Source organism: Antiquaquibacter soli (assembly GCF_030580675.1).
Taxonomy (GTDB): Bacteria; Actinomycetota; Actinomycetes; order Actinomycetales; family Microbacteriaceae; genus Rhodoglobus; species Rhodoglobus soli.
This window is the reverse complement of sequence record NZ_JAUQUB010000004.1, coordinates 92,441-112,807: the sequence shown is the minus strand read 5'-3', so window position 1 is coordinate 112,807 and position 20,367 is coordinate 92,441. Positions and strand designations below refer to the sequence as shown.

15 protein-coding genes and 1 tRNA gene are annotated in these 20,367 nt (G+C 71.0%); 3 read left to right on the top strand and 13 right to left on the bottom strand.

The features are described 5' to 3' along the window. Positions 1-16: 16 nt before the first annotated feature. A complete protein-coding gene (locus Q5716_RS13795; protein WP_305003733.1) occupies positions 17-649 on the top strand; it encodes a hypothetical protein in 633 nt (210 codons plus the stop codon). A 10-nt stretch (positions 650-659) separates the two neighbouring features. Here the strand turns inward: Q5716_RS13795 and Q5716_RS13790 are convergent, their stop codons facing one another. The 5 genes from Q5716_RS13790 to Q5716_RS13770 are packed head-to-tail and all read right to left on the bottom strand — an operon-like array spanning position 660 to position 7,006. Beyond that, on the bottom strand, positions 660-2,009 hold the full coding sequence (locus Q5716_RS13790; protein ID WP_305003732.1) for a flavin monoamine oxidase family protein: 1,350 nt from the start codon (positions 2,007-2,009) through the stop codon (positions 660-662). Then, positions 1,999-2,805: a glycerophosphodiester phosphodiesterase gene (locus Q5716_RS13785; RefSeq protein WP_305003731.1), complete on the bottom strand. Its 807-nt coding sequence runs from the start codon at positions 2,803-2,805 to the stop codon at positions 1,999-2,001. The genes Q5716_RS13790 and Q5716_RS13785 overlap by 11 nt, the downstream gene beginning before the upstream one ends. After that, positions 2,802-4,643, bottom strand: a complete 1,842-nt coding sequence (locus Q5716_RS13780) for a glucosidase family protein (RefSeq protein ID WP_305003730.1) — start codon at positions 4,641-4,643, stop codon at positions 2,802-2,804. Before Q5716_RS13780 ends, Q5716_RS13785 begins: the two co-directional genes overlap by 4 nt. A 4-nt stretch (positions 4,644-4,647) precedes the next feature. After that, positions 4,648-5,619, bottom strand: coding sequence for an amidohydrolase family protein (locus Q5716_RS13775; RefSeq protein ID WP_305003729.1), 972 nt, complete (start codon positions 5,617-5,619; stop codon positions 4,648-4,650). Next, positions 5,612-7,006, bottom strand: a complete 1,395-nt coding sequence (locus Q5716_RS13770; protein ID WP_305003728.1) for a hypothetical protein — start codon at positions 7,004-7,006, stop codon at positions 5,612-5,614. The genes Q5716_RS13775 and Q5716_RS13770 overlap by 8 nt, the downstream gene beginning before the upstream one ends. A 94-nt stretch (positions 7,007-7,100) precedes the next feature. On the opposite strand from Q5716_RS13770, the gene Q5716_RS13765 reads away from it, so the two are divergent. Both Q5716_RS13765 and Q5716_RS13760 read left to right on the top strand, forming a co-directional pair. Further along, positions 7,101-8,438, top strand: coding sequence for an MFS transporter (locus Q5716_RS13765; RefSeq protein WP_305003727.1), 1,338 nt, complete (start codon positions 7,101-7,103; stop codon positions 8,436-8,438). Continuing rightward, complete coding sequence (locus Q5716_RS13760; RefSeq protein ID WP_305003726.1) at positions 8,435-9,607, top strand: ROK family transcriptional regulator; 1,173 nt, start codon at positions 8,435-8,437, stop codon at positions 9,605-9,607. The genes Q5716_RS13765 and Q5716_RS13760 overlap by 4 nt, the downstream gene beginning before the upstream one ends. A gap of 14 nt (positions 9,608-9,621) precedes the next feature. Here Q5716_RS13760 and Q5716_RS13755 read toward each other — a convergent pair whose 3' ends face one another. The 8 genes from Q5716_RS13755 to Q5716_RS13720 all read right to left on the bottom strand — a co-directional run bounded on the left by Q5716_RS13755 (position 9,622) and on the right by Q5716_RS13720 (position 20,361). Continuing rightward, positions 9,622-12,825: a lamin tail domain-containing metallophosphoesterase family protein gene (locus tag Q5716_RS13755; protein WP_305003725.1), complete on the bottom strand. Its 3,204-nt coding sequence runs from the start codon at positions 12,823-12,825 to the stop codon at positions 9,622-9,624. Positions 12,826-12,887: 62 nt separating this feature from the next. Continuing rightward, entirely contained in the window at positions 12,888-14,288 is a 1,401-nt protein-coding gene (locus Q5716_RS13750) for a GH1 family beta-glucosidase (protein WP_305003724.1), read from the bottom strand. Next, entirely contained in the window at positions 14,285-15,628 is a 1,344-nt protein-coding gene (locus Q5716_RS13745; RefSeq protein WP_305003723.1) for a D-arabinono-1,4-lactone oxidase, read from the bottom strand. The genes Q5716_RS13750 and Q5716_RS13745 overlap by 4 nt, the downstream gene beginning before the upstream one ends. After that, positions 15,625-16,851 carry an amino acid deaminase/aldolase gene (locus Q5716_RS13740; protein ID WP_305003722.1) on the bottom strand — a complete coding sequence of 409 codons (1,227 nt, stop codon included), beginning with the start codon at positions 16,849-16,851 and terminating at the stop codon, positions 15,625-15,627. The genes Q5716_RS13745 and Q5716_RS13740 overlap by 4 nt, the downstream gene beginning before the upstream one ends. After that, positions 16,851-18,131: an MFS transporter gene (locus Q5716_RS13735; protein ID WP_305003721.1), complete on the bottom strand. Its 1,281-nt coding sequence runs from the start codon at positions 18,129-18,131 to the stop codon at positions 16,851-16,853. The genes Q5716_RS13740 and Q5716_RS13735 overlap by 1 nt, the downstream gene beginning before the upstream one ends. After that, the gene (locus Q5716_RS13730; protein ID WP_305003720.1) at positions 18,128-18,754 is read right to left on the bottom strand and encodes a TetR/AcrR family transcriptional regulator; all 627 of its coding nucleotides are present in this window, start codon (positions 18,752-18,754) and stop codon (positions 18,128-18,130) included. The genes Q5716_RS13735 and Q5716_RS13730 overlap by 4 nt, the downstream gene beginning before the upstream one ends. Positions 18,755-18,916: 162 nt before the next feature. Further along, positions 18,917-18,990, bottom strand: a tRNA-Leu gene (locus Q5716_RS13725). A 48-nt stretch (positions 18,991-19,038) separates the two neighbouring features. Continuing rightward, a complete protein-coding gene (locus Q5716_RS13720; protein ID WP_305003719.1) occupies positions 19,039-20,361 on the bottom strand; it encodes an NAD(P)/FAD-dependent oxidoreductase in 1,323 nt (440 codons plus the stop codon). Positions 20,362-20,367: the final 6 nt, after the last annotated feature.

Sequence of the window (20,367 nt, the reverse complement as noted above, 5' to 3'; positions counted from 1 at the left end):
GCTCGACAATAGCAGTATGAAGACTGCTCGGAACGCACGGTACGTGCGACGCGGCCGCCTGTCCTCCGGGCTGTGGGACGTCGCCGCCTACGGGGACGACTCGGTGGCCGACGGCACGATCGACGACGGTGGCGCGGAGCCCGACATCGAGGCGGCGTGGAGCGTCACCGAGGCGGATGCCGGACTCGCCCACGTCGCGATCGGCCGGTACCTCCTGCCCGAGCAGCCGGCCCTCTGGTTCGTCTGGGTCGACGAACCATCGGCCTCGCCCGCGGCGACGAACCTCGTCGCGTTCGGTGGCGACCGCTTCCCCGCGGGCACGATCATCTCCCGGTACGCGTTCGCCACCGCTCGCGTCCCCAATGGCGAGCAGGCGGGGGCGGTTCGGTGGTACCCGCGCGACGGTCTCGTGCACCAGATCTTCGTCGCACCCGAGTGGAGGCGACGGTTCGTCGCATCCACCCTCCTGTACACGGCGGACGCCTTCCATCAGGCCAACGGCTGGGCGGGAAAGCTCCACGGCGACGGGCGCCGGACCGCGTTGGGGCAGGTCTTCACCGCGGCGCTGCGCCACCCCAACCGGGCGCGCCAGCTCACCGAGGAGATGCCGCCGATGGACGAGGGCGCGCTGGGCCGGGCGCGCGAGTAGGCGGATCGCGCTACGCCAGTACCGCCTCGGCCGCGGACTCCCCCGAGCGCACGGCGCCCTCCATGTAGCCGTTGAAGACCGGCGAGCACTCCGTGCCCGCCCAGTGGATGCCTCCGACGGGCTCGCGCAGGGCTGGTCCGTAGGAGGTCCAGGTGCCGGGTGTGAAGTGGGCGCCGTAGCATCCCCGACTGAACTCCTCGGCCATCCAGTCGCGCTCGTGGTACTCGACGGCGTCCCTCGCCCGCCCGCCGAAGTAGGGCACCACCGAGTCGATGAACGCCTGCCGCCGCTCCTCCGGCGAGCGCCGGGCGTATTCACGGCCATCCGCGCCCTCCATGAAGCCGAGCAGGATGCCTCGCTCGTAGCCGGGAGGCGAGTTGTCGAAGGTGACCTTCACCGGGCCGCGGTCGGAGCCCGCTTGACCGTTGAGGCCGTCCTCGCGCCAGAAGGGCGACTCGTACACGAGGTACTGCTTGATGACGGACCCCGCCGGCACGCGCTGGGTGAGCTGATCGCGCCAGCTCGGCAGCGCCGGCTCGTACTCGAGTCGACCGGCGAGCGTCGGCGGGAGCGTCACGATGACGCGGTCGGCGTCGAAATCGCGACCGTCGCGCGTGGTGACGGTGACACCCGACCCCGACTGGGCGATGCGGCGCACCGGCGCACCGAGGACGACGCGGTCGCCGAGCGACTCCGCCATCCGCTCGCTCACCAGCACCGATCCCCCGAGCACGCGGTCTTGCTGCGCCCCCTGGTCGACCGCCATGAGGGTCTCGAGGTCGGTGCCGCTCTTGCTGTAGAACGCGGCGTGCAGGAGCGACAGGTCGCCGGGCTCGGCCGACATGACCGCCTCGCACGCGACACGGAAGTACTCGCGTCCGTTCTTCGTCTTGAGAGTGCGGCGGATCCAGGACTCGAAGGTCTGCCCGTCGAGCACCGTCGCGTCGGGGGTGTCCCACGGCCGCTCGAGGGGCACTCGCCGGGAGAGGGCGGCGAAGCGAGCGAGTCCCTGGCCGAGATCGACGAGGGAGAAGGGGTCGAGCCTCGGGACGGCGCCCTTGAGCTCGCCCATGAGCGTGCGGCGCCCGCCGAGGTGGATGACCGTCTTGCCCGTGTTGTAAGTGGGGACCGTCTCGAGGCCGAGCTCCGCGACGAGCCCGTACATCCGGTCGTGCCCCGGGCCGAGCCACTGCCCGCCGAGCTCGATCCACTGCCCGTCGGAGAGCACCCCGCCCTCGGTGCGCCCGCCGACCCGGTCACGCGCCTCCAGGACGGTCACGGATGCCCCTGCCGCCACGAGCGCGCGAGCCGCGGCGAGACCCGCCAGCCCCGCCCCCACGACGATGACGTCACTGCGCATGAGCCCTCCCGAGCTGCTCGAGAACCGCGGCAGGGCGGTTCGTGGTGATCTCGGGAACGCCCAGCTCCACGAGGAAGTCGACGTCGGCGGGGTCGTCCGCGGTCCAGACCCGGACGGTGAGCCCCGCGGCGATCCACGATCGGACGCGGTCGGGCTGCTGCCGGCAGAACTCCAGCTCGGGACCCGCCCCGCCGACGACCGCCCCGTCGAGAAGCTGAAGTCCCGCGGCGAGCGCCCGCTCGAGCTCCGCGGCCGCAGCCTCCCCCGCGGCGCCCGGGGGTAGCTCGGCGGCGACGTCGTCGATCGTGATGACGCCCGTGAGGATCATCACGAGCCGCGGATCGATGCCGAGGGCGGCGACGCTGAGCGGGTTGAAGCTCATGAGGCTCACCGTCACGTCGTCGACGCGCGCCCTGGCACGGTCCCAGCCCGCGGCGTCCAGGACGCCGACGACGGCCGCCTCGAGGGCGGTGCCGACGGGGTTCGGATGCTTCAGCTCGACCGCGAGGACGAGCGGGCGCCGGGCATCCCGGAGCAACTGCAGCAGCTCTCCGAGGGTCACGAGCCCCGGGTCGAGCGCCCGCAGCTGCTCGAGGGTGAGGTCGACCACCGAGCCCGGGACCCCGAGCGTGCGATCGAGGGTGGCGTCGTGGAAGCAGACGACCTCGCCGTCCGCTGTGACCCGCACGTCGCACTCGACCCCGTCCGCGCCCTGCTCGAGTGCCAGCTCGTAGGCCGCGCGGGACTGCTCCGGGGCGTCGGCGCTCGCCCCGCGATGGGCGATCACGAGCGTCACCGGGGACCGCCTTGCGCGCCGCTGCCGAACGGGTCGTTCCAGCGCCGGTGGCCGGTGCGGTTCGCCCACGCCGTCCAGGCGAGGAAGCCCGCGACACTCGCCATCGCCGCCCCCGTCACGACCTGCCCGGTGAGCGGATCCCAGGACTCGCAGCCGAGGCCGTTGTCGAGGGGAGCCGCCACGAACTGCTCGACCGGGTCTCCGAGGTCCGCATTGGCCGTGAGCATCCGGTTGCCGAGGTCGAACGACGAGGGGCTCGCGAAGTGGGGGGCCCCCGCTCCGGGATACGCGCCGCCGAAGTGGTACTCGTAGTCGGTCACGAGCCATCGCTCGGTCGCGGCCCGCGCCGGGGCGTCCACGACTCCGAAGTAGTCGAGGAGCCGCAGGCCGAGGGGCGGCTCCTCGCGCAGCTCGTGCGCGCCGCTCGAGTCGATCGCCCAGGCCCAGCGGCCGTCGGCCGTGATCGCGCGGTCGACGAGGGCGAGCTCGACCGAGAGGGCGCGGTCGAGGAGCCGCGCTGCGGCGGTCGGGCTCTCGTCGAAGGCCGCGAGGATGCGGAAGCCGACCGCGACGGTCGCGTTGTCCGTCGTCACGAACGGGAAGTCGGTGGGATCGTCGGTCGGGAGCAGGAAGGTGCCGTACAGGCCGAGGTCGGCGTCGAACCACTCCGCGAGCTCCGCGCGGTAGTGGTCGAGGAAGGCGGCGATCGCCGGCTCGCGGAGCACCGAGCGGTCACCCGTGGAGTCGGTGTAGCGCCAGATCGCGAGGAGCGGCGCCGTGAGCTCGTCGAGCTCGAAGCCCGGGTAGAGCCGCTGACCCGTGATGTACAGGGCGTGGTGGGCTATGTCGGACCCCGCGGAGGCGATCGACTCGACGAGCACGCGACGCGCCCGGGCGGGGTCGGCGAGCAGGATCGCGGGGAAGGTCCACCAGTACGCGTCACGACTCCAGAAGGCGCCCGAGACGTAGTAGCGCGGGCTGCGCGAGGTGAGCATCACCGCGCGACCGGAGTCGAGGCAGTCCGCCTGGGCGAAGAAGTAGCTGAAGAAGAGGTTCTCGTTGAGGCGCGCGTCGAGCGCGTCGTCGCCCGTGCCGAGGGACCGGGCATCCAGCCAGTCGAGCGTTCCGGCGAGGAGCGCGTCGGCGCCTCGCCGCCGCAAGTGCAGCGCGGTGGCGCCCGAGCCGTCGGGTTCCGTGGCGACACCGATGAAGACCTCCAGCGACAGGGAGTCGCCGGGCTCGAGGGTCCCGGAGCGCTCGGTGAGCCAGCCGTGCGCGGGATGCCCGCCGTGCGCCGCGCCCTCCCCCGCCCGCCACGAGATCGACAGCAGGAGGCGGTCCGCGCCGGCGTACACGGTGCGCGCGCCGGTCCACTCGTCATCGCGCTCGCGCAGCCCCACGGACAGCCGCTTGGCCTTGAAGTGGTGCACCTGCACGGCGCTCCACTCCCCCGTGAACGCGAGCGCCACCTCCTGAGGGGAGCCGGTGGTGTTCGTCCACTCCACCCGCGCGACGACGCCCTGCTCGGCGACCGGCGCGAGGTAGGCGAGGCCGAGTTCGCCGCGCTCGTCCGAGCCGCGCGCCGAGGGGACCCAGTGGCCGAGCCTCCTCCACTCGAGACCGGGCGAGGCCTCGACGCCGTCGACGGTGACGACCGGGCGGATCAGCGCGGAATCGGAGTGCGCCGCGACGAGACCGCGCTGGCCCTCGTGCGCGATGTTGATCGAGCGGCACCAGCCGCGGTCATCGATCTCGGGGAGGGCGACGAGCAGGCTCCCGGTCGGGTGCAGCGACTCCGGCGTCTCGATCGGCGCGAACGTCGTCAGCGATTCGGACATCGCCTCAGCCCTCCCCGTCGCCGTCGAGCGTGCCGTCGAGCCCGAGGAGCCGAGCCGCGTTGCCCGCGAAGACGAGATCGCGATCCGCGTCCGGGATGCCCGCCTCCGCGACCGCCTCGAGCTGGAGCTCGTAGTACTTCCGTGCGAGTCCGCGCGGGAACGACGCCGAGTCCGAGCCGAACAGGATCCGCTCCGGCCCGACGGTGTCGTGGAAGCGGTGGAAGAGGTCGGCGAGGGACAGCGGGTAGGGCATCCAGCGAATCCACTCGTTGTTACCGGACGTGTCGACGTGCACATTGCGGCACGCCCACATGAGCTGCAGGAGCTCGCCGGGGTACGAGCAGCCGAAGTGCGGCACGATGAACGGCACGGTCGGGAACGCCTTCGCCACATCGTGCAGTCGCAGGGGGCTGATGTTCTCGTGCCAGGCGGTACCGCCTCCGCCGTCGTTCGTACCGAAGTGGACGAGCACCGGGATGCCCAGCTCCTCCGCGACCGCCCACACCGGGTACAGCTCCCGGGAGTCGATGGGCCCGGGCAGCGCGGGGGCGATCACCTTGTACCCGCGCAGGCCGCGCTCCGCGACGGCGCGGCGCAGCTCGGCAGCGGCGGCGGGCGAGAACGGGTCGTGGTGGGCGAAGCCGAGCATCCGCGGATGGCCCTCGAGGGCCGTCGCGAGAGTGTCGTTGCTTCCGCCGGTCATGAAGACGACCGCCTCGAGCGACGCCGCATCCACCTCCTCCTGCCAGCGCCGCGCCTGCACGTCGGCGGCGGGCTCGACGTCCTCGGGGAACGGGAACCCGAAGCGCGACCACCACTCCTCCTGGTACCAGCGCCAGTCCGAGCGCACCTTCTGCCACTTCTCGACGCCGTGCTCCGCGACGTAGGTCTGCTCGAGCCAGTTCGGGTACTCGTCGGGCACCGGGAAGTGGCAGTGCACGTCGATGATCGGGAACCCCCACGCCGAGTCACGCACGAGCACCACCGTCCCCGTCGGGCAGGACGAGGTCGGCGTAGATCGCCGTCTCGATCTGCTGCCCCTCGAGCGGATGACCGGACCCCGGCGACAGCGCCCCGGTGAGCTGCACGAGCTCCTCCCGCGGGCCGTCGTCGACCACCCAGTCGGAGATCGCCAGGAACTCGGTCTTGTCACCGGCGTAGACGTCGTACTCGGCGGTGCCGCTCTCGCCGTTGCCCACGAAGCGAGCGGGATCGCCCGAGGCGACCCGGGACGTGATCGACGACTGGCCGTCGAAGAAGAGGTCGACGAGGTTGCCCGTCATCATCGGGGTGACGTTGTAGCGGAACCGCACCGTCGGGTCGGCGACCGCCCGCCACGTCGACCCCATCCACTCGAGCGGCTGCCACGCGCCGCTCTCCACGGGGAAAGCCCAGGGCCCGGGGTTGGCGTCGGCCTGGATCATCACGTCCACGTCGAGGGCGTCCTGAGCGGCCGCGTAGCTCTCCCGCAGGTCGGCGAACGGGTCGAAGCCGTCGGGCCGCTGGCCGAAGGGGTAGCCGTAGGCGAACGCGGGCAGGCTCGTGGCGAAGCCGACGCGGAAGCCGGCGACATCGACCCAGCCGGCGTTGCGCCGGGCATCCTCGCCCTCCGCGGGTCCCTCGGCGAGGCCGAGGAAGTCGAGCTCCATGTCGGTCAAGGGGATCTTCTCGTTGCGCACGACGAGGTTCGACTCGCCTGCCGGGGCGTCGGCGCGCACGGTATCGGGAGACCAGAGGAACGTCGCGTTCGTGACGTGCGGGGTCGTGGCGACGTAGGCGACGCCGTCCGCGACCTCGGGGTCGCCGAAGAGAGCGACCTCCTCGGGGTCGCGCGTCTCTCGGTAGGGCGGCTGATAGTTGCCGGCGACGACCCACACGCCGTAGTCGCGCGCGATGTCGCTGAACGTCTGGGAGAACGCGCGCGCCGCGGTGTCCGTGGCTGCCAGGAGCAGGGCCGATCGAGGGTCGAGCTCTCCGAACAGGCCGATGTACCCCACCAGCTGGCGCTCGTAGGCGGCGGCGAGCATCCCCATCCCGGCGGCGAGCGCGGCGGGCGCCTCGACCGCGGGGGCCGAGGGCAGGGCTCGGAACGCCTCGCCCCGGGCCCCGATCGCGACGGTCGGCAGCCCGACCGCCTCGGGGAACACCACGAGAGCCGGTCGGCCGGGCACGAGGTGCGGCACGACGAGCGAGTCCATGAGCTCGCGCATTGCGGAGCGGTAGGACTCGTAACTGTCGGCGTGGGCGACGTCGAGCCGGTACTGGACGGCGAAGACGCGCAAGTCGCCGGCCGGGTCGTCGTGCCCGCGGACGGGCTGGCGGCCGGTGCGGATGCCCGGGATCGGGCTCGTCGGATCGGTCATTGCTCCGCGCGTCTCCCTCGTGCTACAAAGTTGCTCACAGAGTAGGTCATAAAGTTGCCTACCGGCTAGCGGCCCACCCGACGAAAGGCGCGCCATGGCGACGAAGGCGATCAACTCCCCGCTCACCTACGGCCTGGGCAACCTCGCCATCATGCTGCCGAGCACCGCGTTCTCGCTCTTCTACAGCTTCTACTACATCGACACCCTCGGGCTCGCGGTCGGCCTGTACGCGATCGCCCGCTCCATCTACGTCGTGTGGGATGCGGCCGTCCAGCCGGTGAGCGGGTTCCTCAGCGACAAGACGCGCACGCGATGGGGTCGCCGTACGCCGTGGATCGTGACGGGCATCCCCCTCTACGCCCTCTTCTTCGTCCTGCTCTACAGCGTGCCGGACGCGGTCGAGGGCCTGGGGCTGTTCTTCTGGTTCCTCGCCTTCATGCTGCTCTTCGAGACGGCGATGGCGATCATCTCGGTCAACTACCTCTCGCTCTTCCCCGAGATCTTCACCGACGCCAACCGGCGCACGCGCGTCTCCGTCATCCAGCAGGCGTTCTACATCGTCGCGCTCCTCGTCGGCACCGCCGTGACGCCGCTGCTGTACGACTCGGTCGGCTTCTCCGGGATGGCGATCGCCTACGCGATCGCCTTCGTCGTGCTCATGGTGATCTCCATCGCGTTCACCCGGGAGAACCCGCAGGCCTCCGTCGAGGAGCCGCTGCCCTTGCGGGAGGCGTTCGCGATCACCCTCAAGAACGGCCCGTTCTGGATCTACAACGTGTCGTACACGTTCGCCGCCGCCGTCGTCGGACTCATCTCCTCGACGATCGCCTTCTACGCGAAGTACGTGCTCCTCATCGAGGGCGGCCTGGTGTCCATCACGCTGCTGACCACCTTCGCGCTCGTCATCCCGATGGCGGTCGCCTGGTACTTCGTCGTGCGACGGGTGGGCATCCTGCGCAGCTACAAGGTGTCGATCGCCGTCTTCGCCCTCACCGTGCTGCCGTTGTTCTTCGCTCGCGACTTCATCTCGGGGCTCGTCGCCGGCGCCATCCTCTCGATCGGCATCGCCGGTCACTTCGTGATCCCGCAGCTCGTGCAGTCGCAGATCATCGATGTGGATGCCGCCAAGACCGGCCGCCGTCGCGAGGGGATCTACACCGCCGTCGCCAATTTCATGGCAAGGACGTCGGCGCTGCTCACCGCCCTCGCCTTCGCGATCGTGGGCGGTCTCTTCGGCTACGTGAGCGGCGAGCAGGCGGGGCCCGACCCCGCCGGGACGTTCATCTTCCTCACCTCCGCCGTGCCGCTCGGGTTCCTCGTGATCTCCTTCGTCATCGCGCTCTTCCTGAAGCAGCGGGATGTCACGGTGCCGGGCGCCGACCGCGAGGACGAGCCCGACGCCGAGCTGCCCGTCCAGCCGCTCGTGCCATGACCCTGGAGCCCGCCTCACCGGCCCACGGGGTTCCGCCCGCGGGATCGCCGAGCCTGCTCTGGTCGATCAACGCCCGCGCCGTTCTCGACATCGTCGCGCGGCTGGCCCCCGTCGCTCGCCCGGAGATCCGGCGGGCGTCCGGGCTGTCGAAGACGGCGGTCGCCCAGACCCTCGCGGAGCTCGAGCGCCGCGGCATCGTCGTCGTCGCGGGGCACGACTCCGACCGTCGAGGTCCCGTCGCGACGCTCTACGCCCTCGACGAGCGATACCGGGTGGCCGCAGCCGTGGACGTCGGGCACCACCGTGTGAGGGCGGTGCTCGTGGGGACGACGGGAGAGGTGCTCGCACGGGCGGATGCTCCCGCCGAGCACTCCTCGGCGGCGGCGACCGCGGCCGAGGTCGCGGCGGTGATCGAGCGGTGCTGCGCGACGGCGGGACTCGCCCTCGCCGACCTGGCCGGCGCGGTGGTCGGAGTCGCCGCGACCGTCACCGCGTCGGGCGCCCTGCTGCTCGCCGACGGCCTCGCCGACGAGGGCCGGGGACTGCCCGAGGCGCTCGCCGCCGCGCTCCCGTTCGCCGTGACCCTGGAGAACGACACCAACCTCGCGGCGATCGCCGAGCAGCGCGTCGGCGCGGCGCGGGAGCTCTCCGACTTCGTGCTCCTGAGCGTCGGGGCGAGCGTCGGAGCCGGCATCGTGATCGGCGGCCGGGTCCACCGCGGTACTCGAGGAGCGGCGGGCGAGGTGAACTACCTCCCGGGCCGCGACGACGTCGTCGACGGCACACTGGGCAGCGCGAGCGTCGCCGCGGACGCCGCCGAGGAGGGCCTGCCCTCGACTCTCTCGGCGCGCGACGTGTTCGAGCGGGCGAGGACCGGGGATGCCGCGGCACTCCGCGTCGTGGATCGGACGGCCGCGCGGCTCGCGCGCGTGATCGCGACCCTCGGCCTCGTACTCGATCCGGAAGCGGTCATCCTGGGCGGTGCGATCGGCGGCAACGGGGACCTCCTGACGGGGCCCGTCGCGGATCGGCTCGCCGACGCCTTCCCCCACGCGGGAGTCGCCGTGCTGACCGCGACCGCGGGCGAGGACGCCGTGCTCGACGGGGCGGCATCCCTCGCCGCCCAGCTCGCCCGGTCGGCCGCCTTCGACGCCGCTACCGCGGTCTAGCCGCACCCACGACGTCAGCCGGCGAGCACAGCATCCGTCGCCACGAGCTTCGGATGCTGGAACGCCAGCCACGCCGTGAACTCGTCGTCCTCGGCCGAGTAGCGCCCCTGGAGCCCCGCCCCGACGATGTTCCACGGCCGCGAGTTGGAGATGATCGAGGGCTGCCCGTTGTCCGGCAGGAACTGGTGGTAGTCGAAGTCGGCGCTGTAGGGCTCCGCGAGCCGGACCGATCGAGTGTCGACGGCGACCGCTCCGCCGTCGAGGTCGAACTGGAGCATCCTGAAGAACCCCGTCGCACGCTCGCCCGTATGGGTGCGGAACTCCTGGTAGTCGGCGAGCACCTCGACGACGGTGTGGCCGGGAATGCCTCCCGCGTTCTCGGTGACGATCTGGCCGAGCCCGTGGAAGTGGCCGGAGAGCACCATCACGACGTTGCGGTTCGGGGCGATCACGCGCTCCCAGAGCTCGCCGCCCCGCGACACCCAGCGGGATCCGGTCGACCGCAGCGCCCCGACCTCGAGCGTCTTCGGCTGCACGTGCTCGTGGGTGGCGACGATCACGTTGTGATCGGGGTGCGCGGCGACGACCTGCTCTGCCCACGCGATCTCGCGCTCGCCGTAGGCGTACGGCAGGCTCAGCACGAGGAACCGCGCGCCCGCCTCGTCGAACGTCGAGCAGCTCGCACTGTTGTCGCCCGGCGCGATCGAGCCTCCGTACCAGTCGTTGCTCTCGTAGCGGCTCGGCGGGAAGTACTCGTTGAAGAGGTCGTTGGTCACCCCGCGCTTGTTGTCGTGATTGCCCGGCAGCACGCTCGACGCCACGCCGGCGTCCTCGAGGATGGACTGGATGGCCGATGCCCGCTCGAACTCGGCCCGGGCGCGCGTCTCGTTCTGATCGGGGTCCACCCAGTTCTGGATGAGGTCGCCCGTGTGCACCGCGAACGCGATCTCGCGCGACTCGGCGTTGTCGGCGACCCAGCTCGCGAGCTGCGCGTACACCTCCGGGTAGCTCTCCGTGAGGTACTGGGTATCGGTGATGTGGGTGATCGCGAAGTCGTAGTCGGTCGGGTCCTCGAGCATCCCGTCGCGCTCGGTGGTCACGGTCGGGGTCGAGCGCGGCCCGTCCTGCACGAGCAGCTCGACGCGGCCGTTGACGATGTCGCCGTCGGCGAGCGCCCCGGAGAGGAGCCCCGAGGGGCCTGAGTCGATGAGCCGCCACCCGCCGGGCGACCACACGCTCAATTGGAGCTCGCCTCGGTCGACAGTCGACCCGCTCCAGCCGACGAGGTCCCCGCTCGACAGGGCACTCGCGTCGAGCACGAGGCGCACGTAGGGCAGACCCCAACCCTCGTCGGACACAGGGGCGGGATGCCCCGGGTCGAGCTCCTCCTCCCCCGGAGCCGACCGGTGCGTGAGCGGCGCCGCGGACACCCCGCCCCACGCCTCCACCACGGTCGCCGCGGCCGTCGGCTCATCCCCGGCGACGGCGCGCTCCCGCACCGGCACCGCGAGCGCGGCGGTCTCGACGGTCGCGACGCGAGCGGTGGGGTCGGTCCAGTCGAGGTCGTCGATCACTCCCGGAGTCGCCGGTGCAGCCACGTAGTCATCGGCGTCCGAGCCGGTGAACTGGGCACGGTGGAACGTCTCGCCGAGCATCCGATCGGGGAGGTACACCGTGAGCGCCGCGCCGTTCGTGCACGGGCTGCCCACGACGTTGCTGGAGTCCATCTCGTTGGTGGCGTAGACCCCGACCCGGTCGACGCGGTTGCCGTCAGCATCCTCGATCCAGAGTCCGGTGCCGAGGAAGTTCAGAGACTCGTCGTAGGTGACGTCCGCGATCGAGGCCGCGTCGGTACCCGATCGCGCGGCGAGGAAGACACCGCCCGGCTCGACCCGCGTGCCCTCGGGGACCGTGAACTGCAGCTCGGCGGCCCGCGTTCCATCGGCTTGGCACCGGCGGACCGTCCAGTTGCTCAGATCCACCGGGGTCGTGCCGTAGTTGCCGAGCTCGATGAAATTGCGCTGGACGCTGCCCGCGGGCATCCCCTCGGTCGAGGGATCGGTGGCGAGCTCGCTGATCGCGACCCCCGTCGCGACGGTGGGATGCGCGTCCAGCACGCTCTCGGCGACGACGGCGTTGGAGGTGCCCGGGGTGCGCGGGGCGACGAGGTACTCGCCGTCGGCGGTGCGCTGGTACGACTCCCCCGCGACGCCGTCGAGGATCGCCCGGAGCTTGCCGTCGCCGTCCTGGCACGCCGAGTCGTCGTGGGCGGAGACCGCGACCCGGTCGACGAGAGCGCCCGAGCCGGTGCGGAGGAGCACGCCGAACTCGACGTTGGCGAGGGAGTGGCCGAGCGCGGCATCCCGCTCCCCCGCGAATCTGTCGCCACCGATAACCCAGCGCTCGCCCGCAGCGAGCAGTGTGCCGTCGGGAACGACGAGTTCGAGCGAGCCGGGGTTGGCTCGGCCCGACGCCGTGCACCGGTAGAGCTGCCAGCCGCCCACGTCGACGGCCTCGGTGCCGGTGTTCTCCAGCTCGACGAACTCGTCCTCGGCTCCCGCCGGGCCGAAGGGCGCGACCTCGGAGATCACGACGGGCGACTCGGCGGAGGCGGACGGAGCCGTGCGATTGGGGGCATCGATCGTGGCCGGCGCGACGACGAAGTCGCGCTCGAGGTCGCCCGTGGCGGAGACGCGCTGCCAGCTCTCCCCCGCCGCGAAGTCGAGCCGGTTCGGCAGGTTGCGCCCGACGGTGCACTCCGACTCGGTCATCCACGGCTCGTTCGGGTACACGCCGACGGCGTCCGCGAGTCGGTCGTCGGGGTCCTCGAGGTAGAGACCGAAGCCGGTGAGGGCGAAAGCCTCCGTGATGTGCAGGCGGCCGGGCATCCCGACCCGGCTGACGGTGACGATCTCACCCGGCTGCAGCACGATGCCCGCGAGGTCGCCCTCCGTCCGACCGACATTGCTCCGCAGCCCTTGCGCGCTGCAGCGGAACACCTGCCAGCCCGTCAGGTCGACCGGCTCATCGCCCCAGTTGCGCAGCTCGAAGAACGAGTCGGAGTCGGACCGCGGTCCGCCGTTCGCGAGCTCGTTGATGAGGATGCGGGGGGCGCCCTCGGCGGGATCCTCCGCCGCGTGGGCGGTGACCGGGATGCCCACCGCGAGCAGCGCGGACAGGGTTGCAGTGGCGACGAGGGCGCGGGAGAGCCGGATCACGGCGCCAGGCTCCCGCCACCGGGTGAACGGACGGCATCACCCGGGTGGGTGTCGCGTGAACATCAGCCGCGGGCGGCGATGACCTTCCGGAGCCAGTGGTACGACGCCTTCGGGGTGCGCTCGAGCGAGTCGAAGTCGACGTGCACGAGGCCGAAGCGCTCGGTGAATCCCGCCGCCCACTCCCAGTTGTCCATGAGGGTCCAGACGAAGTAGCCGCGCAGATCCACGCCCTCCACGGAGAGCGCGGCGGCGATGTGGTCGCCGAGGAACTCGATCCGAGCGGAGTCGTCGACCGAGCCATCCGGGCCGACCCGGTCGGGGAAGCTCGCCCCGCCCTCGGTGATGTAGACCGGCGGCAGAGCGTCGCCGTACCGGGCGACGTAGTCGCGCAACGACTCCGCGAGGAACTGCGGCGCGATCGGCCAGCCGAAGCCGGTCTTCGGGTACTCCGGCCACTCGGCGAGGTGGAAGGGCAGCTCCTTCATCGCCTCCGCGTCGCCGTCGGGCGTTGCAGCATCGGTCGGCGCTCCGGCCGCGATCCGCGTCGGCATGTAGTAGTTGAGTCCGTAGAAGTCGATCGGCTGGTGGATGATCGCCAGATCCGCCGGATCGGTCTCCGTGAGGGCGCGGAACTCCTTGCGCGCGAGGAACGGCACCTTCGGATAGCGCCCCAGCAGCACCGGGTCGGCATAGATGCGGTTGTGCACGAGATCGAAGACCTTCGTGTACTGGCTCGTGACGAAGCCGCGCCGCGCGGGCACCACGGGAGAGTGCACGTTGGTCACGCCGATTTCGCCGGCGACGGATGCTGCGCGCAACGCCTGCACGGCGAGGCCGTGCCCGAGCAACTGGTGGTGCACCGCCGTGAGCGCCCCGAAGAGGAGCTGCTCACCGGGCGCGTGGATGCCGAGCGCGTACCCGTTGAGCGTCACGGTCGTCGGCTCGTTGAGGGTGATCCACTTGTCGACACGGTCGCCGAGCGCGGCGGCGGCGAGGGCCGTGAAGTCGGCGAACCGGGATGCGGTGTCCCGCGTCATCCAGCCGCCTGCGGCCTGAAGCGGCTCGGGCATGTCCCAGTGGAAGAGGGTCGCGACGGGCCGGATGCCCTGCTCGAGGAGTTCGTCGACGAGCCGGTCGTAGAAGGCGAGCCCCTCGGCGCTCGCCGGCCCCGCCCCGTCGGGCTGCACCCGGGGCCAGCCGATCGAGAATCGGTAGGCGTCGACGCCGAGGTCGCGCATGAGCTGCACGTCCTCGCGATAACGGTGGAAGTGGTCGGTCGTGACCTCGGGAGTGGTGCCGTCGACGATGCGGCCCGGCTGCGCCGCGAAGGCGTCCCACGTCGACGGGCCGCGACCACCGGCGGTCACCGCGCCCTCGATCTGAGTGGCCGCCGTCGCGACCCCGAGGGCGAAGCCGTCGGGCAGCAGGGCGGCGAGCCTCTTCGGTTCGGCCGCCCAGCTCATGCGCCGAGCACGCGGTCGAGGTAGGGGTTGGCGAAGACGCGGTCCGGATCGAGCCGGTCGCGCAGCGCCACGAAGTCGCCGAAGCGGGGATACGTCGGCGCGAGGTCCTCGGCGGCGCGCGTGTGCATCTTGCCCCAGTGCGGGCGGCCGTCGTACTCGCGGAAGATCGCCTCGATGGCCGTGAAGTACTCGGTCGGGTCCTCCCGGAAGTAGCGGTGCACCGCGATGTAGCCGGTCGCCCGGCCGCTCGCCGTCGAGAGCCACAGGTCGTCGGGAGCCGACGCGCGCACCTCGATCGGGAAGGAGATGCGCCACCCCTTCTCGTCGATGAGCCGCCGGATTCGCTCCACCGCCTCGGGAATGACCTCGACCGGGAGCGCGTACTCCATCTCCCGGAAGCGCACCGTGCGGCTCGTCGTGAACACCTCGGTCGAGACATCCGTGAACCGCCGGTCGCCGGTGAGCCTGACCGAGAGGCGGTTGAGCGGCGGGATGACGGGCGGGATGGCCCTGCCGAGGTTGAGGGTCGCGCGGTAGACGCCGTTAGCCATGAAGTCATCATCGAACCAGCGCTGGAATCCGCCCAGGGGGTTGCGCTCGGCGTCGATCGGCAGTCTCGTGTTCGTCTTCGTGAGGACCGTGTCGGTGTGCGGCCAGACGTAGAACTCGAAGTGGTCGCTCTCGGCGATCCTCTCGCTCCACTCCGCGAGAACGGTGCCGATGGGCTCCGGCTTCTCCACGGCGCTCAGCACGAACGCGGGCACGCACTCCACCGTCACATCGACGAGCACGCCGAGCGCGCCGAGACCGAGCACGGCCGCCGGGAGGAGCTCCGGGTTCTGCTCCGCGCTCACCGTGAGGATCTCCCCGCTAGCCGTGACCAGGGTCACTCCGCGCAGCTGCGTAGCCAGTCCGCCGAAGGCCGCCCCCGTGCCGTGGGTGCCCGTCGAGGTCGCCCCGGCGATCGTCTGCCGGTCGATGTCGCCCATGTTGGTGAGCGCGAGACCGTGCGGCTCGAGAAGAGACGGCAACTGGTAGAGGTTGGTGCCGGCTCCGAGGGTGACGAGGGTGCCATCGACGTTCAGCACGCCGTCGATCGCCGAGATGTCGAGCTGGACCCCGTCGGTCGCGCCGATCGCGGTGAAGCTGTGGCCCGCACCGATCGGCTTGACCGTGAGCCCCTCGTCACGGGCGAACGCGATCGTCTCCGCGACCTCCTCCACGTCGTGCGCGCGCGCGACGACACGGGGGCGGGAGGACTCGGAGCGGCCCCAGTTGCGCCAGCGGCCGCCGGGCTCGAGAACTCCGGCACGGACCAGCGGAGAACGGATGTCGGTCACAGGAACGCCTTTCCCTCGCCCCGGTAGGTCGGGAGCGATTCCACGATACTGTCGCCGTCGACGACGGCGAACTCGGTGAGGTGCTCGCTGAGCTCCCCCGCCTTCGTGTGCCGCAGCCACACCCGGTCGCCGACCCTGAGATCTTCCGCGGCAAGGCCCCGCAGCGGCGACTGCACCTCTCCCGCGCCCTCGCGCGGCTCGTAGCGCAGCCCCTGCGGCCACGCGAGCTGGGGCAGTCGGTCGGGAGCGGCCGGGCCGGAGGCGATCCATCCGCCGCCGAGGAGCGTCGCGATCTCCGGGCTGGGCTTGCGCACCACCGAGAGGGCGAAGGCTGCCGCCGGCGCTGGCCGGAAGTGGCTGTAGCCGTCGAACAGGTGCGGGCCGAAGAGGCCGCTTCCCGCAGCGATCTCGGTCACCGAGGGGTCCGCCGACGTCCGCTCGAGGGAACCGGTGCCGCCTCCGTTGACGAACTGCAGGTCGGCGATCTCCCGCACCGCGGCGACCGCGCGACCGCGGCGCTCGGCGAGCTCGGCCGCCGAACTGCGCTGGATCCAGTCGACGATGCGACCGCGAAGCGGCTTCCCCGGCGGCCGGTTGGTGAGCCCCGCGATCTGGGCCTCGTACGCCATGATGCCGACGAGCTCGAACCCGGGGCGGCCGACGATCTCGAGGGCGAGGGCCCGGGCGGCGTCCGCGGTGTGCACTGGCGACCGGAAGACGCCGATGTGGCCGAGGATCGGCGAATCCCACGAGGCATCGAGCTCGAGGCAGACGCGGATGCTCTCCCGCTGACCCGCGAGCAGAACCGAGTCGATCACGTCGAGTTGCGCGACCGAGTCCACCATCACCGTCACCCTGCGGGCGAGTTCGGGCGTCGTCGCGAGAATCCTGATCGCCTCGCGGTCGACGCTCGGGTAGCCGACGACCACATCGTCGATCGTCTCGGCGAGCCACAGCGCCTCCGGCAGGGTGTACGCGAGAACGCCCGCATAGCCGGGCAGTGCGAGCACCTGCTCGATGACGCCGCGCACGCGGATCGATTTGCTCGCCACCCGGATCGTCGTGCCGTTCGCGCGGTCGAGCATGTCGTGGGCGTTGTGCGCGAGCGCGACGCGGTTGAGCGCACCGATCGGGGTGTCGAGGGATGCCGTGGCGGCGGTCATCCCGCCCCAATAGCTGCTCGGCTCGAGCCAGGGCTGCGACGTCGGTCGGGTGAGGTCCATCAGCGCACGCTCCGGATCGGGAGGACCGCGATCGCACCGAGGAGGGCGGCGACCGCGGAGAGGATGAAGAGGCCCTGGAAGCCCACCAGGAGGGCGACGACGAACGCGCCGAGGAGCGGCGCAACCGCTTGGGGAACGGCCGTGGCGATGTTCATGATGCCGAGGTCCTTGCCGCGGGTGTGCGGGTCGGGAAGCACCTGGGTCGCGAGGGCTTGGTCGACGGAGAGGAACGTGCCGTAGCCGAGGCCGAGGAGACCCGCGGCGATCATCGCGATCGTGACATCCGGGGCGAACGCGAGCAGCAGCGCGGCGACGCCCTGCAGCGCCGCCGCCACGAAGACGAACGGCTTGCGCCTGCCCAGGCGGTCGGAGAGCTTTCCGAACACGAGGGAGGCGATGATGACGAACACCATGTAGATGACGCTGAGGACGATGAGCATGTCCTCCGCATCGGCGAGCTCGAGCCCGTACATGAGGAACTGGAGCAGCAGCGCGGTGCCGAACGCGTTGCCGAAGTTCACGAGCACGCGGGAGAGCAGCGTCCAGCCGAAGTCCGGGTAGGAGCGCGGGCTGATCCAGAAGCCCTCGATGAGCGCGCGGAAGGTCAGTCGCGGTGCGCGGTCGAGCGGGGCGTCCGGCACCCAGAGAACGAACGGGAGGACAAGGAGCACGAGCAGCACCGCGACGAGGGTGTAGCCCAGGAACTGGCCGAGCGCGAGGGCGGTGACGAGCACGAGACCGAGAATGGTGCCGATCGCCTGCGGAGCCGAGATCCACCCGGAGACGAACCCGCGCTGACCGACGGGGACCTGGTCGGAGATGACCGCGGTGAGGGCCGCCGTGAGGATGCAGTAGCCGATGAGCGCGAGCGACCAGAACACCCCGATGCCGACGATGTCCGACTGCAGGCCGAGGAGCACGAGCGAGCCGGCGAAGACGAGCGTGCCCGCGAGGATCCACGGGCGCCGTCGCCCGAAGCGACCCGTCGTGCGGTCGGAGAGCGCCCCCGTGAGCGGGTAGGCGATGAGGGCGAACGCTCCCGCGATGCCGGAGACGAGCCCGAACGCGACGACGTTGTCGACCCAGTTTGTCGCGTGCAGCTGGGCCTCGACCTGAAGGGGCAGCAGCAGTTGGACGGGCGTGAGCTGGGCCATCCAGATCCCGAGCCATGCGGTCGCGAACAGCGCGATCCAGCCGCCCGTGACGGTCTTCGTGGGCTCGGCGAACGGCGCGGGCGCCTCGGCGTGGTGGTGCGTCTCGGCGTGGTGGGGTGCGGTCACTGCGCTGCCTCTCGTACGGCGATCGGGACGGCCAGGGTGGCGATGCTGTCGGCGGCGAAGTCGAGCGTGCGTCGGGCCGCGGCCTCGTCGCGGTCGGCGAGGTAGGCGAGCGTGACGCCGTCGGTCGTCGTGACGATCAGCCGCGCGACCTCGTGCACGGGTCGGCTCCACGTGACGCCCGCGGCGGCCGCTCCCCCGACGAGGATCTCGGTCACGGCGCCGCGGTAGCTGTCGTACTGCTCCTTGGCGAGGTGCTCGAGCCCGGGCGTGCGCATCGTGTACTGCAGGAGCTCCTGCATCACCTGCTCGTGGCCGGGGTCGGCGATGACGTAGTCGAGGAACGCGTTGAACCCCGCGGAGAGGAGCTCGCGGATGCCCGCTCCCGGCTGCAGCACGGCGAACACCGATGCCGACTCCTGCCCGACCACGTGGGCGATGAGCTCGCGCATCATCTCGTCGTGCGACCGGAACGCGTAGTGGAAGCTCGCGAGCGACATCCCGGCCTCGGCGACGATCGCCCGGGTCGTCGCCCCGGCGACACCGCGCTCGGCGATGACCCGCAGGGCGGCGCGCACGAGCAGCTCACGGCGCTCGGAGGCGGGGATTCGAGGGGATGCGGTCACAGTGGGTCAACTGTCCCAGACGAGTGACCCGCACGCAAGACACTCGCTCAGGTTTTACGCGCGCGAAACAGTCAGCCCCCAACGCAGAACGCCGAGTGTTCCGATATGGCCGCTTCAGACCTGCTCGAAGCGGCACAATCGGAACACTCGGCGAAGAATCGGTGCCCCGGCTGGGGGTCGAACCCAGACTGTGACGATTTTAAGTCGCCTGCCTCTGCCAATTGGGCTACCGGGGCGAGCGGATGCTCGGAGCATCCGGCCCCAGCGTACCGACCGGCTCGGCGCTACGCCTTGGGGCGCGAGGCGAACTCCTCGAACGCCGCGCGCGGAGCGATGCGGGTCGAGAGCTGAACCGTGTCGCGGCGCAGCAGGAAGTTCATGATCCAGTTGCCGAAGACGCGGATCTTGCGCTCCCACATCGGGATCGCCAGGCCGTGGTAGCCGCGGTGCATGATCCAGGCGACGAAGCCCTTGATGGCGATCTTGCGCCACTGGTAGACGCCGTTGTAGAGGCCGAGACCGGCAACCGCGCCGAGGCTCTTGTGGAAGTACTCCTTGGGGTCCTCCCCGCGGAGCGAAGCCGTGATGTTCTTCGCGAGGAGCTTGGCCTGGCGGACGGCGTGCTGCGCGTTCGGCACGCAGAATCCGCCGACGCCGGCGCCGGTGAGGTCGGGCACGGCGGCGACGTCGCCAGCGGTCCACGCATCCGCCACCGGGCCCTCGTCGTTCACGATCTGGAGCGCCGCGTTCGCGCGGAGGCGGCCGCGCTCCTCGATCGGGAGGTCGGTGTTGCGGATCATCGGGTTGGCCATGACGCCGGCCGTCCAGACGATCGTGTCGGCCTCGAAGGACTCGCCCGTCGACAGCTCGATCCTGCCGTCGACCGCCGAGCTGAGCTGCGTGTCGAGGTGGATGGTCGCGCCACGCTGGTCGAGGGACTTGATGACCCACTTGCTCGTCTCGAGCGACACCTCGGGCATGATGCGGCCCATCGCCTCGATGAGGTGGAAGTGCGTCTCCTCGAACGAGATGGTCGGGAACTGCCGCACGAGCGACGAGGCGAGCGAGCGCATCTCGGCGAACGCCTCGATGCCGGCGAAGCCGCCACCGACGACGACGAACGTCAGGAGACGCTTCTTCTCCTCACTGCCCTCGGGCAGGTTGGCAGCGAGCTCGAAGTTCTTGATGATGCGGTCGCGGACCGCGATCGCCTCCTCGATGTTCTTGAGGCCGATCGCGTTGTCGGCGACACCCGGGATCGGGAACGTGCGCGAGACGGCGCCCGCCGTCATGACGACGATGTCGTAGGTCTCCTGCCACGGCTCGCCGAGCTCGGGCGTGATCGTCGCGGTCTTCTCCGCGTGGTTGACGTACGTCACTCGCGCGTTGATGACGCGCGTGCGCTTGAGGTGACGGCGGTGCGAGACGACAGCGTGGCGCGGCTCGATCGAGCCCGCGGCGACCTCCGGGAGGAACGGCTGGTAGGTCAGGTACGGCAGCGGGTCCACCATCGTCACCTGGGCCTCGTTGCGGCCGAGCCACTTCTCAAGCTTCTTGGCAGTGTAGAAACCGGCGTAGCCGCCGCCGACGATCAGGATTTTGGGCACGGGTGG